The organism is Streptomyces hygroscopicus, assembly GCF_026168105.1.
Taxonomy (GTDB): Bacteria; Actinomycetota; Actinomycetes; order Streptomycetales; family Streptomycetaceae; genus Streptomyces; species Streptomyces hygroscopicus_D.
Genome location: NZ_LBMW01000092.1, coordinates 1 through 13730 on the forward strand (window position 1 = coordinate 1; position 13730 = coordinate 13730).

Consider the following 13730-nt stretch of genomic DNA (forward strand, 5'->3'; position numbering starts at 1 on the left):
TGGCCGGCTGCCCTACGAAATCTCTTCAACCGGATGCTCGGACAGCTCTACCGCTGTCTGCAAGACCACGAGTTGTTCGACGAACAGACGGCGTTTCCCGTCCCGATGGCCGCTGCCGCTTGACTCGTTAGCACCATGAGGTGTCTGGCCTTTCTGGGCCTCGCCGCCGCACTGTGCCGCTACAAGCGACTGATCCGCCTCACCACATAGGACACCGTCTGAGCCGTGAGGGCGGGTGGTGGGTCTTGGTCATGGTGTGGTTGTGGGGGTGGTTGTCTGGTTGTCGTGTGGGTTTGGTTTGGTGGTGTCGTGTGGGGTTGTTCGGGTTCGGGTGTAGAGGACTTCGCGGCCTTGTTCGGCGGCGCGGATGAGGTTTTCGCTGACGAAGTCGAGGAAGCGGGCGGCGTTTTCGAGGCGGGTGGCGGCGGGGGTGCCGTGGCCGAGGATGGTGATGCCCTGGCGTGCGGTTGCGATGAACTGGTCGTTGGCGCGGGCGCTGCGGATCATGGACTGGTACCAGAGGTCGTCGTCGACGACGTAGTGCTCGCGGCGGCGTTCATCGCGTTCGCGGCGGACGAGGTCCAGGTTCTCGAGGAATGTGATCGCTTTGGAGATGGAGGCGGGGCTGACTGTGAGGCGCTGGGCGAGTTCGGAGGCGGTGAGGCGGCCGGTGTCGGTGGTGTAGAGACAGCCCAGGACGCGGGCCGGCATCTTGGGCAGGCCGGAGGTCATGAGGACGGTGGTGAGGGTCTCCTGGTAGGCGTGGACGGCTTCGGCGTCGCGTCCGTGGGGCTGGGGGAGCGCCTGTGACCCCACCGGCGCGGTCTGCCTGCGCCGGTGGGTGCGCTGCTGGGTGGCGCGGTGGGCGAGGTCGGCGCGGTAGCCGGCGGGGCCGCCGTTGCGTGTGACCTCGCGTGTGATGGTGGAGGTCGGGCGTTTGAGGCGGCGGGCGATCTCGGCGTAGGCGAGGTTGTCGGCCAGTCCCAGCGCGATCTGCTGGCGTTCGGCCTGGGTGAGCCTGCCTCCCGGCATCACGGCCCCCTTTCGTGCCCCACGGGTGGTCCATGGTGCTGCTCGGTGTTGCCTGATGCCTCCACCATAGCGTTCATCTTCAATACATTGCAACGGACGGCTGTGCTGTCGTTGCGTTAAGCGAGAGGGTGTTGCAATGATTATTGCACTTTGACCTGCAGTAATGCTTCTCCTGTGCAAAGCCTCTGTTGCCCGGAAGTAGAAAGCAACGTAGCGTTTCTCTTGTCAGAAACGAGAGCGAGTTCAGGAGAGCACGATGCGGAAGTTCGACACCCCCGTCCCGATCTCCGCCGTTCTGGACGTCCCCGCCGGACGCGTCCAGTTCATCGCCGCGGACCGGGCCGACACCGTGGTCGAGGTCCTGCCTGCGAATGCCTCGAAGGGCCGTGACGTGAAGGCGGCGGAGCAGACAGAAGTCGTATACGCCGGCGGAGTCCTGCGGATCTGGACGTCGGCGAAGAGCCAGTACCTCGGCCCGTGCGGGGCCATCGAGGTGACGGTCAAGCTGCCCGCGGGTTCGCGTATCGAGGCCAAGGCGGCCAGTGTTGAAGTGCGCAGCGTCGGCCGCCTCGGCGAGGTCGTCTTCGAAGGCGCGTACCGCCAGATCAAGCTGGACGAGGCCGCGAGTGTCCGTCTCAGTGCGGTCGACGGCGACGTCGAGATCGGCCGGCTGGGCGGGGCCGCGAAGATCAGCACCGCACGGGGCGACATCCGGATCGCCGAGGCGATGGGCGGCACGCTCGTGCTGAGCACGCAGTCCGGTGACATCACGGTCGGCGCTGCCGCCGGCGTGTCGGCCGCCCTGGACGCGGGCACCGCCCACGGCCGTATCAGCAACGCCCTGAAGAACGACGGCAGTGCCGATCTCGACATCCGCGCCACTACCTCCCACGGCGACATCACCGCCCGCAGCCTGTGAAGAAGCAGAACCAGGACAGGACTGTCCGGCCGGGCCCGCCGCGATCGGAAATCCCCTCGGTCGCCGTGGGCGGCGCGGCCGTCTGTCCCAAGGGGCCTGCGATCGCCGTGCAGGCCCTGTGCAAGCCGTATGAGACGCCTGACGCGACCAGGGGGAACACATGACGAAGAACAGCACTTCCTTCAGCCGTTCCAAGTGGGCCGGCATGGTGGCGGTGGAGGACACGGCCCTGGCCGTCACCGACACCGGGGGTCCCGGTATCCCGGTGGTCTATCTCAACGGCCAGTTCGCCACCCAGGGGTACTGGCGGCGGGTCGTCGCCGAACTGGGGCCCAGGTGGCGGCACATCACCTACGACGAGCGGGCCCGCGGCAAATCCAGGCGTTCGGCGGACTATTCCTTCGAGGCCGCCGTCCGGGACGTCGACGCCGTTCTCGCCACCAGGGGAGTGGACCGGGCTCTTGCGGTGGGCTGGTCATACGGAGCGGTCGTCGCGGCGCACTGGGCCGGCCGGAATCCCGGGCGTGCTCTGGGCGCGGTCCTGGTCGACGGCGCGTTCCCGTACGACTGGCTCGACGATGCCATGGAAGAGCGGATCCGCACACTGTTCCGGCGGCTGGGCTGGTTCATGCCGCTGCTGCGCCCGACCGGCCTGGCCCCGCGGATGACCGCCGAACAGCAGGCGAACAGCAACATCGAGCTCGGCAGGCTCTCCCGCGAGCGCGAACTGGGCCCGGTGCTGGACGACATCGCCGTCCCGGTGCGCTACGTGGTCGCCTCGGGGACGTCTTTTGGAAGCCGCGGTGATGAACAGGAACGGATACGCGCCGGCCTCGATGCGGTGACGGCCCGCAACGCGAACATCCGGATCAGCGCGAAGGTCACCGGCAATCATGGTGCGATCCTCAAGAAGGACTTCCCGGCCGTGGCCGAGGCCGTACGCGAGGTCGCCGCCCTCGGCCAAGGGGAGCGCTGAAGTCGCATCCGGGCGCACGACGGGGCCCGCTCGCGCTGCGCGAAGGGGATTTGGGCTTCTGGCTGGTGGGCGCGCAGTCCCTTCGTGGCCATTGAGGTCTGTTCCGGTCCGGATTGTCGTGACGGGCTGGGAGGACATGCCCCCGGCCGGCTGGGCTCAGTCAGTTACGGGGCCGGAGTTGGGCCACGCTGTGAGGGGGCGGTTTGGTGGCGGGAGTGGGCGTCGGCAGGTTGCGGGGTGGGTGTCCGGGCAGGGGGGGACAGGCCGGGGTTCGGTTTGCTGTCAGGGGGTGACCAGGTGGCTGTTGTGGTGTGGCTGGCAGGTTGGCGGTCGGCTGTCGTGGCTTTCGCTGTACCTGTGTGACGGGTTGGCGGGGTCGGGTGGGCTGGACTGTATGGCGGTTGGGGGGCGGCGGGTGAGGCAGTCGCGGGTCCGGCTGCTTCGACGGCTGGCGGGCGGTCGGCGCGGGGTGGTGGGGCGGCTTCTTGCGGCGGACAAGGAGGGTGGCCTGCCGGCGTTGCATGTGGGGATTGCGGTGGAGTTGGCGCGGGGTGTCGCCGCGGACGGTGTGGTGGTGGGTGGAGGCGGTGTGTGGTGAGGGCCGTGTGGAGTGGTGTGGTCGTGCCCGGTTCGAGGTGTCCCAGTGCGCGTTGGGGGGCTGGCGCGGGAGGGCGGTAATGTTGCTGTGCTGTATCGGCAGGTGAAGGATTGCCTGTGCTGTACCGGCAGGTGAAGGATTGCGGGGACGCGGCGGTGTCGCTCGATGCCGTGGCGCCCGTTCGTGGCCGGGTCAGCCGGCCACGCGGCAGAGCAGTCGCCCTCTGCGCGGACTGCGGTTACGGCCGGGCCTGTTGCCGCAAGGGGGTCCGCGCCCGGGGCGTGGCGTCTGTCATCGCATGGGGCGGCACTGGGCACGGCTGGGGCTGGGCGTCTACCGGTGGGTGGTGGAGCGGGCCTTTGCCTGGCTGCACGGCTTCCGCCGGTTATGTGTGTGCTGGGAACGTCGGGCAGGTATCCGCGAAGTGTTCCTCGGGCTCGTCTGCTGTCGTGTCATCCACCGGCAACTCACGTCCGTGTGTGAGTCGTTGTTATCGGCGCTGGGGGGCGGGAAAGTGTTGTCGGGAAAGGGAGGTTGCACACCCGTGCGGAATCGGCACTCAGCGGCTGTATCTCTTGGCGCGGAGGTGTCGGCGCGTGTGTGGTTTGTCCTTAAGGCCGGGGCAGAGAGCGCTGTCGAACCGGCTGGTCTATGCGTCCTGGGCGAACATGCGGTCCAGGAAGCGGGCAGGGTGGTTGACGAACGCCCGGGTCAACGCGACAGGCTCGGCCTGTTCATATTCCACCTGCTCGATGGTGCCGCCGCTTTCGATCTGCAGGATTCGTGCGCCGGGCATGGCCAGCAGGATCGGCGAATGCGTGGCTACCACGAACTGGCACCCTTGGTGGAGGAGTTCTCGGATCCGGACCATCATCGCCAGGCATCCCTGTACCGACAGGGCTGCCTCCGGTTCGTCCAGCATGTAGAGACCGTTCGGGCCGAAACGGTGGTGTACCAGGTCCAGGAACGACTGGCCGTGGGAGCGTTCGTGCAGGGAGCGGCCACCGTAGGCGCGCAGCAGTTCCCCCGAGCCTTCGTCCAGCCGCTCGATCTCGGTGGCCACGTTGTAGAAACTCTCGGCGCGCAGGAAGAAACCTGTGCGGGGCCTGCGGTTCCAGCACAAAGTCAGGTGATCGCCCAGATTGGACTCGGTGGCCCGGCTGGCGAACCGGAAGGACCGGGAACCGCCCTCGGCGTTGAACCCGGCAGCGGTGGCCAGCGCCTCGATCAAGGTGGACTTGCCCGAGCCGTTGTCGCCGACCAGGAAGGTCACCGCGGGGTCCAGTTCGAGCCTGTCCATGCCGGCGAGGTGGGTGACGACCGGCAGGCTGAAGGGGTAGCGGTCGGTGCCCACGCGCGAATCGAGCTTGGCATAGCGGACAAAGCCCTGGCCATGGCGGGTCATCGGCTGCCCGTTCTCGTCCGGTCCACTGCAGCAGGATCTGTTGGAGTCATGCCCTGACCATAGATCCAGGTGCTGACAGCCTGCCGGCTACGGGTGCCCCTGCCAGCCGCTAGGCTCAGCCTCCCTTTGTCGGCCGGGACCGTCCGCCCTTGCCGTGAGCGCGCACCCGCGGCGGTGCCAACTGGCCGGCCGGCAAGCGGTCAGCGGCGTGTGGGATCGGGTGGTGCCGTGCTCCACCGGCAGGCAGAGGCCGCAGGCATGGCCGCCCGGACGCCTTGAACGCCGTGGGTGCTGGGGAGGGGGACCTGCCGACGTACGAGGAGGCTCCGCACGGTTGATCCGGTTCCGCTGTACCTGTCGCCGGAGCGGGTGAGGCGACTCGAGGAGTTGACCGGCGCCATCCGGCTGCGAGCGGTGCTGTGCCCGGCTCCCAGGCCGCCGCCGGCCCGGCGTTGTTCACGGCGCTATCCCGGTGGCCGGCGGTATCCGTGGCGGTCCGCGCGTGCGCGCACCGCGACGCGTGCGCCCAGTCCCGGCTGCGGCATGCCACACGTGGCCCCCTGGACCAGGTGCTCGCGTCGGCTTCCGATGAAGGCTGCTCCACCCGCCTCCGGGGAGGGCGGCCCCCTGTCCACCGGGGCTCCGCGAGTGCTCCGTCGTCCGGGCAGGCAGAGAGGGCGACGCGGATGCTCGCAGCTCCGGGGCCCCGGCAGTCGGCCGCTGTCAATATTGGTCATCGTTTGGTCATCGTGACGACAGCAAAGCTGCGCATCGCCACCGGTACCGGGCCGAGCTTTGATGCCCGGGAATTCCAGGGGGCCGCACAGCAGTTGCGGCAGATGCTGCTCGTCCGGCCGGCCGGGCGGGTGAGCCTGCCCTACGGTGAGGAGCCGGCGCCTCAGGGCGGCACAAGGGCGCCGAGGTGGTTGCCGTGGGCACTGTTGTGGTGGCACTGGCCCCGCATGTCATCTGTGTCGTCCTGGCTACCGTGCAGGGGTGGGCCGGATGCGCAGCCGGCCGCAGCGCCGGCGTCATCATCGGTGACAGCGGTTTGGAGGTCACCGGCATCACGGCGGAGCAACGGCAGCGGCTCGTAGGCGAGTTCCTGCGCCAGACCGCCGCGGCGGACCGGTCGGGCCCGGCTCCGGATGCCGGGCAGCGCGGGGAGGCCGCCGGTGACGGGAGGCCGTAGAGCCCTGCTCATCGCCACCTTCGCCTGCGAGGACCCGCGGTGGAACGCGCTCGCGGCACCGCTGCGGGATGCCGGGGAACTCGCCGCGGTCCTCAGTGCGCCCGGCATCGGGCGGTACGAGGTCGCCCAGGTCCTCGACCAGCCCGTCCACCTGGTCCAGCCGGCCCTGCTCGGCTTCTTCACCCAGGCAGCTCTCGAGGACGAACTGTTCGTCTACTTCTTTGAGCACGGCATCAAGGACATCAGGACATCAAGGACATCAGGACGTCAACGACATCAAGGACTGCGACGAGTCGCTGTACTTCGCGGGCACTGACAGGGCCGAGGGACGCGAACTGCTGGAGTCTTACGCGGTCCCGGCCGAGTTCGTCGGCCGTCATCTGCAGCGCTGCCGGGCGCGCCGTGAGGTATTGGCTGCTCCACTGCTGCTTCAGGGGCGCGTTCCGGCCCGGCGTCAGGGGTGAGGACCCCACCGTCGGCTTCGGCGCCCCCTTCCATGGCAGCGGCACGGTCGTCATCAGTGCCACCGATGAGAGGCAACTCGCCTTCGAACCGGTGCCGGAGGAGGCCGGTCTGCCCGCTTCCCCGCAACTGTCCGTGTTCATCGCGGCGGTCGTTGCCGGTGTGCGCACCAAGGACGTCGGCGTCGACCGCGACGGCGGGGTTTTCGCGGAGGACCTCTGCCGTTACGTCCACGGTGTCATGACCGGCAGCGGTTGCGGGCAGACGCCCAGGCTCTGGCTGCTGGACGGGGTCGGCAGCCTGAGCATCGCGCAGTACCCGGCCGGATGTGGCAGCGACGGCCGCACCGGCCCGGCCGGCGCGCGGCGGGAGGGTCGGGGCGAGCGAGACGGAACAGCCCCTTTCACGTGGGCCCGTGGCGGAGATCCTCGAGGGCATTGCACCAGCCGCCGCGCTGCTTCGCCGCACCATCGGTCCGCTGCCCCGGCCCGACTGGTGACCGGGGCCGACAGCGCCCTGGAACGGTTCACTGACACCGCCGCCATCGTCTGCGAACCGGCTCCGCCGCCGGGCCGCGCCGGGATCGGTGCAAAGCTCCTGCACGAACTGGTGGAACGGATCCAGGCCGAGGCCGGTGACGGCGCGGTCACCGCCGTGCTCGTCTTCGAGTCCGTCGTGCGCGCGCTGCAGCCCGCTGTCGGGGCCGGGCTGCGGCCCGTCCTCGCCTCCCGTGCCTTTGCAGCCGCCTGCCGCCGGGCCGAGGACGCGCTCGGGCCCGGCTTCGGGGTCGAGACCAAGGAGCGGATCGCCGAGATCGTCACCAGGGCCGCCTTCGCCGAACCCGCCATCGGAAGAGGTGATCGCCGAGGCCATGGACAAGGTCGGCAAGGACGGCGTGATCGAGGTGGAGGAGTCGGCCACGCTCGGTCTCGAACTGGAGCTGATCAAGGGGATGGACTTCAGCGGCGGCTGTCTCTCGCCGTATGTCGTGACCGGCGTGGAGAGCGGGGCTGCCGGCCTCGAAGACCCGCGGATCCTCTTCGTCCCGCCCTGGGAGAACGTCTCCTTCACCTGGCGCCGGGCCGGGAAGGACACGCACGTCATCACGCACGTCATCGTCAACAAGCGGCACATCCCGCTCAAGGTGCTGCGCCTGTCCGACCCGGGCATGCGCGAGATCCTCGCGAAGATGCCCGGGTCCGCGCCGCTCATCGGCCTGGGGGCGGACAAGAAGGAAGTCTGCGGCGGCCTGGACCATGGGCCCCTGCACGTTTTGGCCTCTGCGGGCACCGGCGGCGGCAAGTCGGCCCTCCTGCGCTGCATCACCTGCCGGTTCATCCACCACGGTGCCCTGGCCTACGTCCTGGACTACAGGCGGATCTCCCACACCTGGGCCGGCCGTCACTTCCGCCCTGCGGGTCCGGCGGGCAGTGCTGTACCTGCGGGAGGCGGTCAGCTGCGATCGCCGTGCCAGGCCAGCCGCTTGAGGAGGGCGACGGACTGCGCGAGCTGTTGCTGTTCGGCGGGGGACAGCTCTGCCCTGATGGCCTCGGCGAGCCAGTCGGCTCGGCGGCCGCGGCGTGCCTTAAGTGCCTGCAGGCCTGCATCGGTCAGCATGACGAGGACCTTGCGCCTGTCGTCCGGATGGGGCTTCTGGCGGGCGAGGCCCAGTTCCACGAGTTGGCCGACGACCCGCGCCGCCGACTGGTGGCGCACCTGCTGCCGGGCCGCGAGCTCGCTGGTGGTCATGGGCCCTTCACGGTCCAGGAAGCCCAGCACCGCGGCCTGCGCCTGCGGCATGGCATCGGTGGCCCGTGCGCGCCGCACCAGGTTTCCGAGGACGGCTCGCAGGTCGCTCGCGATCTCCTGCTCGTTCACGGCATCACCGTACCCGCAGGACAGATATACAGCAATGCTGTACAGTCCGGCTGTACAAATGGAAGGGAGACCAGTCATGCACATCACCTCACTGGGGCATTCCTGCATACGACTGCAGCACCAGGGCTGCACCGTCGTCATCGACCCCGGCTGCTTCAGCGATCCGGACGCACTGAAGGGCGCCGACGCGGTGCTCGTCACGCATGAGCACGTAGACCACTTCGTCCCCGACCGGCTGCGGGAAGCCGGCGGCGACATCGACATCTGGACCAACCCGGCGGTCGCCCGCCACCTCACTGACCTCGGCGGGCGCGTCCATACCGTCCAGCACGGCGACGCTTTCGACATCGGCCCGCTGGAATTCCACGTGTACGGGGAAAAGCACGCGACCATCCACCGCGACTTCACCGAGTTCGACAACGTCGGCTTCCTGGTCCAGGGGGTCTTCCACCCGGGCGACGCGCTCACTGTCCCGGAGGAGGAGGTGCGCACGCTCCTCGCACCGGCCGGTGCGCCATGGGTGAAGCTGGCCGAGGTCGTCGACTACGTCAGGGAGGTCGGACCCGGCGAGGTCTTCCTCATTCACGACGCGGTGCTGAGTCCCCCGGCGCTGAGCGTCCACACTCAGGTCCTGAGCAGCTTGGTCGCCGGACCGCACGGCCCGGCCGTCCGCACCTGGCCCGCAGGGGACAAAGTCGACCTGCCCGCAGCCGGCGGCTCCTCGAGCCAGGCGGTTCCTCGGACCTGACGGCTGACCGGGGCCGAGGCGGAGAGGTGCCCCGGCCCCGGGTAGAGACCCCCGGGCAGACGACAACGCTGATGCCGACGCCTCCGATGGCCCTTTTGTCCCCGTGAAGGAGCTGGTGCCGTTGAAGAGATCCAGGACGGCCCGAGCGGCGGGGCGCGTCCGAGAGGCTCGGCAGTGATCGTCTCGGAATGCAGTGATCGGCGGTGGGAATTCGGCTTCTGCGGCGGTCCGGTTCGGCACCGGGGGATGGACCGGGCGGCCCGCTGGTGTGCGACATGGCGGGCACCCGGGATGCGATCGCAGGGCGCCCGCCGCCGTGCAGGGCCCCTCTCCTGCTCCGGGGCCGGAGCCGCCCATTCCAGTCCGAGGCCGGCGAGACGCTGCACATACTCCGCGTTCAGCCCGGTCGGCAGGGCTTGGTACGGGACAGGCCACCAACCGGGCACGGGCGGCCCTGACCCATTTCGAACTCGCTACACTGCGCGCCATCGTGTCGCGGCGTCTCGGAGCTGGTCGGGAGCGGCTGCGCCTGGCCGGGACCACGGGCGGAAGAAGGAACACCATGCGGCGCGCCGTTGCCCTGACACTCTGTTCGGGGATGCTGGCTGCCACTGCGGCGTGCGCCGGGTCCCCGCTGGGGAACACCCCGGCGCAGACGCCGTCTGCCAGCACCCCGTCCGTGTCCCCGGCCGGCAGCAGGAGCCCGAGCGGCGGGGCGAGCGCCTCCTGCCCGGATGGCATGCAGATCCACAGCGCGGCCTCACCCGCTGCGGAAAGCAGCGCATCCGACGACACCGCGCAGGCACAGGCACTTGCACAGGCCGTCGGCGATGAGGAGTTCAACGCCGCGTACTCGGACATTTTCGGCACGGTGATCGACGGCTACACCCCAGGGCGGGTGGCGCTGTGCGTCACGGACGTGGCGCGCGGGAGGCTGCTCGCGCAGGCGGCCAAGCGCGCCCACCCGGCCGTCGACCTCAACCGGCTCGACATCCTTGCTTGCCGCTACTCCGAACGGACACTGCAGGAGGCCGTCCGCAGGCTCATGACACACAATGGCCCGACGATTGCAGGGTTCCCCGTCTACCAGATCGGCCCGGCCACCGACCATTCCGGCATCCAACTGCAGACCAGCCAGGCAGGCAGCACCTCAGCGGCCTTGCGCCGCTACCTCACCTCGCAGCTGGGCGGCATCGCCTTCACCGTCGCCAAGGGTGAACAGCCGCTCGGATGAGGCGGCCGTTCTGCCGCCCACCCGACGCAGTCCATGGCCATGGTGCGCCACCGGCAAAGACGTGGCCTTGGCCTGATCAGTACGCAAGAGCGCCCCAGCGCGCAGCCTTGGCCTGATCAGTACGCAAGAGCGCCCCAGCGCGCACCTGGCCCAGCACAGGAGCGAGCGCGGGTCCGGGCGGACTGGGGCGGCGTTCCGAGCCGGGGCGTCCCCGAACCATCCCTCCCGAGCGGCTCGGCTCGGGTTGTGACCGCGCTACGCCCGCGCCTGCGCCGCCCACTCCAACCCGAGGCCGGCGAGCTGCGCCAGTTTCTCGGGGGTGAGCAGTGCTGCTCGTAGTAGACCCGGGCGGCGGCGAGGTTTTCCTGGAAGGCGGCGTCGGTGGTGTCCCAGACCATGCCGAGCTGCTCGAGCTGTTCGGCCCGTTTCCCGTCCAGTTGTTCGGCTCGGTAGGCGCGGCGTTGTTCTGCGACCCACTGGCCGAGGTGGTGGGGGCCGGGGGCTTCCCTGTGGCCGTAGGGGACGCGTGCGTGGTGCTCGCGTTCGGTGTAGCGGCGCAGCGCGGCGTAGCCGCGGGCCCAGTCCTGGCGTTCGGTGTCGATGACGTTGAAGGAGACTCACTCGGCGACCATGACCGGGTCCCTGGGGGCGGCAAAACGCAGCAGCAGACGTGATTGCTCTTCGTCCCTTCCTCTTGGACCGAGGCATCACGGCGGAATCCCGGTCGGGAGAACGCCCCGAGCGCCTGGCCGGCCGCCGCAGACGTCGCCCTGCGGCACCACCACGGCACCGCCACTCAGCCAGTCGCCGAATCAGCCTCCTGGTTCGGCGACGAGCTCAGCGTCCCGCCCAGTTCCTCAGCGTGGCGTGCGAATGTCTCCTGTAGGTCACGCGCCGCGCGCGGCGCGGACTGGGATCTGCGTCCTTGCAGCATCAGCAGGACCCGGGGCGGGGCGGCTGTCAGTGGCCGGTGGGTGATGGCGCCGAGTCGTTTCAGTGGATCTTCGATGATGCTGAAGTCCGGCAGTACGGTGGCCCCGAGTCCTTGCGCGACCATCAGCTTGCCCATTTCCGCTCCGTCGGTGGAGTACGCCAGGGACGGGGCGCGGCCGTTCAGGAGCCGGTGCACGTAGCGGTTCATGACGTAACCGGAGCGCATGGTGATCAGGGGCTGGGTCAGCAGGTCGTCCACGCTCACCGCGGTCCGGGATGCGAGCGGGCTGTCGGGCTGCAGGCACACCACCGGCTGCCCGTGCAGCAGTTGTGTCGACTCCAGGGCGGCCGGCACGTCGTCGCCCTCCTGGTGGTTCACCAGGCCGAGGTCGAAACCGCCCTCGGTCAGGGCCTGGTGTATGTCCGTCTGCTGCGCGGCGACCACCTCCACCTGGGTGACGGGGTGCGCGGCACGGAAGGCGCGCACCACCGGGATGAGCAGCGGCACGGTAGCCGCGTTGACCGTACCCACCCGCACCATGCGGCTGATGCGGTGCTGCTCGCCCGCCGCGGCCCGCAGCCGGTCCACCGCCTCCAGTACGCCGACGATGTGCGGCAGCAGCTCCCGGCCCTCCGCGCTCATCGTCGCCCCGGTGCGTTTGCGTTCCGGCAGATCGACCCCCAGTTCGCGTTCCAGGTTTCTGACGGTTTCGCTCAATGCCGGCTGGGACAGGCGGAGTTCCTCCGCGGCCCGGCGCAGCGAGCCGAGACGCGTCACTGCGGCGATGTATTCCAGTTGTTCTGTCCGCACGGCAGCAGAATTCCTCCGCCCCGGGACCGGTTCAAGGGTTTCCCTGTCACACCTTCGTGAAATCCGGTGGTCCGCGATACGGAACCGGTCGGATTTCCCTTGACTGTCCCGAGCGGCCACTGCCACGATCGACGGCATGAAGATGCGACTGGACCTCACGCGGCGACGCCATGTCGACCTCGCGCGCGTCTCCAGCGCCTCCTGTTGCTCAGCGGCCTGATCCTCGCGGTCCGCCGCCCCTTGGTCACGCCACGGCTGTCGCCGCACATGCCGCTGCCACGTTTTCACCGCGCCATCTGAACTGTGCGCTGCCGCGCGCCCGCCCCTTTCCCGGGATGTGGCGTCCCTGAACAACCATGCATTCCGCAACAGGAGTTCCGCATGCCCGCGCCCGTCAAATTCGCCTATTGGGTCCCCAATGTCAGCGGGGGACTGGTCACCAGCACGATCGAGCAGCGCACCGACTGGGGGTACGACTACAACCGCGAACTCGCCGTCCTCGCTGAGAACAACGGCTTCGAGTACGCGCTCAGCCAGGTCCGTTACATGGCCGGCTACGGTGCCGAGTTCCAGCACGAGTCGACCAGCTTCAGCCTTGCCCTGCTGCTGGCCACCGAGCGCCTGAAGGTCATCGCCGCCGTCCACCCCGGCCTGTGGCACCCGGGCGTCCTCGCCAAACTCGGTGCCACCGCAGATCACTTGTCCGGCGGCCGTTTCGCCGTCAACGTCGTCAGCGGCTGGTTCAAGGACGAGTTCACCGCCCTCGGCGAGCCCTGGCTGGAGCACGACGAGCGCTACCGCCGCTCGGAGGAGTTCATCCGCGCCCTGCGCCAGATCTGGACCGAGGACCACACCGAACTCGCCGGTGACTTCTACCGGCTGCGTGACTTCTCCCTCAAGCCCAAGCCGCTCAGCGCCCCTGAGCGCCCCCACCCGGAGATCTTCCAGGGCGGCAACTCCACCGCCGCCCGGCAGATGGCCGGCCGGGTCTCCGACTGGTACTTCTCCAACGGCAAGGACTTCGACGGAGTCGTCGAGCAGATCAACGACGTACGCGCCGCGGCGGGTCGAGCGGGCCGTACGGCACCCAGGTTCGCTCTCAACGGTTTCCTCATCGCCCGCGACACCGAGGCCGAGGCTCGCGACACCCTTCGGGAGATCGTCGCCAAGGCCGACTCCGATGCTGTCGAGGGCTTCGGTGCGGCCGTGAAGCAGGCGGGCCGGTCCACCGCCGACGGCAAGGGCATGTGGCAGGACTCGGCCTTCGAGGACCTGGTCCAGTACAACGACGGCTTCCGCACGGGACTGATCGGCACTCCCGAGCAGATCGCTGAGCGCATCGTCGCCTACCGCAGGCTCGGCGTCGATCTTCTTCTCCTCGGCTTTTTGCACTACCACGAGGAGGTCGCGTACTTCGGCAAGCGCGTGCTGCCTCTCGTACGGGAACTGCAAAGGCAGCTTTGCGACGACGAGCCCTGCTTTGCCCCCGCGCCTGTCTGACCCGCACCTGCCTCTCCCACGCTGCTGCGCCCCGCGAAAGAG

Annotated in this window: 13 protein-coding genes; 8 read left to right on the forward strand and 5 right to left on the reverse strand. The window is 69.1% G+C overall.

The features are described 5' to 3' along the window. Nucleotides 1–249: 249 nt before the first annotated feature. The gene (locus AAW14_RS38275; RefSeq protein ID WP_265569082.1) at nucleotides 250–1032 is read right to left on the reverse strand and encodes a GbsR/MarR family transcriptional regulator; all 783 of its coding nucleotides are present in this window, start codon (nucleotides 1030–1032) and stop codon (nucleotides 250–252) included. Nucleotides 1033–1288: 256 nt separating this feature from the next. Here AAW14_RS38275 and AAW14_RS38280 point away from each other — a divergent pair, with 256 nt between their 5' ends. Both AAW14_RS38280 and AAW14_RS38285 read left to right on the forward strand, forming a co-directional pair. Further along, on the forward strand, nucleotides 1289–1951 hold the full coding sequence (locus AAW14_RS38280; RefSeq protein ID WP_265569083.1) for a DUF4097 family beta strand repeat-containing protein: 663 nt from the start codon (nucleotides 1289–1291) through the stop codon (nucleotides 1949–1951). Nucleotides 1952–2111: 160 nt separating this feature from the next. Then, nucleotides 2112–2927 carry an alpha/beta fold hydrolase gene (locus tag AAW14_RS38285; protein WP_265569084.1) on the forward strand — a complete coding sequence of 272 codons (816 nt, stop codon included), beginning with the start codon at nucleotides 2112–2114 and terminating at the stop codon, nucleotides 2925–2927. 1247 nt (nucleotides 2928–4174) lie between these two features. Here AAW14_RS38285 and AAW14_RS38290 read toward each other — a convergent pair. Beyond that, nucleotides 4175–4930 (reverse strand): AAA family ATPase, encoded by a 756-nt coding sequence (locus AAW14_RS38290; RefSeq protein WP_265569086.1) that lies wholly within the window; start codon nucleotides 4928–4930, stop codon nucleotides 4175–4177. 931 nt (nucleotides 4931–5861) lie between these two features. On the opposite strand from AAW14_RS38290, the gene AAW14_RS38295 reads away from it, so the two are divergent. Further along, a complete protein-coding gene (locus AAW14_RS38295; RefSeq protein WP_265569088.1) occupies nucleotides 5862–6122 on the forward strand; it encodes a hypothetical protein in 261 nt (86 codons plus the stop codon). Beyond that, entirely contained in the window at nucleotides 6106–6438 is a 333-nt protein-coding gene (locus AAW14_RS38300; RefSeq protein ID WP_265569089.1) for a hypothetical protein, read from the forward strand. Before AAW14_RS38295 ends, AAW14_RS38300 begins: the two co-directional genes overlap by 17 nt. A gap of 1598 nt (nucleotides 6439–8036) precedes the next feature. Here the strand turns inward: AAW14_RS38300 and AAW14_RS38305 are convergent. Continuing rightward, nucleotides 8037–8462, reverse strand: coding sequence for a MarR family winged helix-turn-helix transcriptional regulator (locus AAW14_RS38305; RefSeq protein WP_265569090.1), 426 nt, complete (start codon nucleotides 8460–8462; stop codon nucleotides 8037–8039). Between the two features lie 76 nt (nucleotides 8463–8538). Between AAW14_RS38305 and AAW14_RS38310 the strand changes: the two genes are divergently transcribed. Together AAW14_RS38310 and AAW14_RS38315 are read left to right on the forward strand one after the other, a co-directional pair. After that, nucleotides 8539–9210 (forward strand): MBL fold metallo-hydrolase, encoded by a 672-nt coding sequence (locus AAW14_RS38310; protein WP_265569091.1) that lies wholly within the window; start codon nucleotides 8539–8541, stop codon nucleotides 9208–9210. 739 nt (nucleotides 9211–9949) lie between these two features. Then, the gene (locus AAW14_RS38315) at nucleotides 9950–10444 is read left to right on the forward strand and encodes a hypothetical protein (RefSeq protein ID WP_265569093.1); all 495 of its coding nucleotides are present in this window, start codon (nucleotides 9950–9952) and stop codon (nucleotides 10442–10444) included. Between the two features lie 116 nt (nucleotides 10445–10560). On the opposite strand, the gene AAW14_RS39970 is transcribed toward AAW14_RS38315, so the two are convergent. Then, nucleotides 10561–11046, reverse strand: a complete 486-nt coding sequence (locus AAW14_RS39970) for a helicase associated domain-containing protein (protein WP_416223439.1) — start codon at nucleotides 11044–11046, stop codon at nucleotides 10561–10563. A 194-nt stretch (nucleotides 11047–11240) separates the two neighbouring features. After that, nucleotides 11241–12188 (reverse strand): LysR family transcriptional regulator, encoded by a 948-nt coding sequence (locus tag AAW14_RS38325; RefSeq protein ID WP_265569094.1) that lies wholly within the window; start codon nucleotides 12186–12188, stop codon nucleotides 11241–11243. A gap of 142 nt (nucleotides 12189–12330) precedes the next feature. Between AAW14_RS38325 and AAW14_RS39975 the strand changes: the two genes are divergently transcribed. Together AAW14_RS39975 and sfnG are read left to right on the forward strand one after the other, a co-directional pair. Next, complete coding sequence (locus AAW14_RS39975; RefSeq protein ID WP_353962189.1) at nucleotides 12331–12408, forward strand: putative leader peptide; 78 nt, start codon at nucleotides 12331–12333, stop codon at nucleotides 12406–12408. 161 nt (nucleotides 12409–12569) lie between these two features. Beyond that, entirely contained in the window at nucleotides 12570–13688 is a 1119-nt protein-coding gene (gene sfnG / locus AAW14_RS38330; protein WP_265569095.1) for a dimethylsulfone monooxygenase SfnG, read from the forward strand. Nucleotides 13689–13730 lie beyond the last annotated feature (42 nt).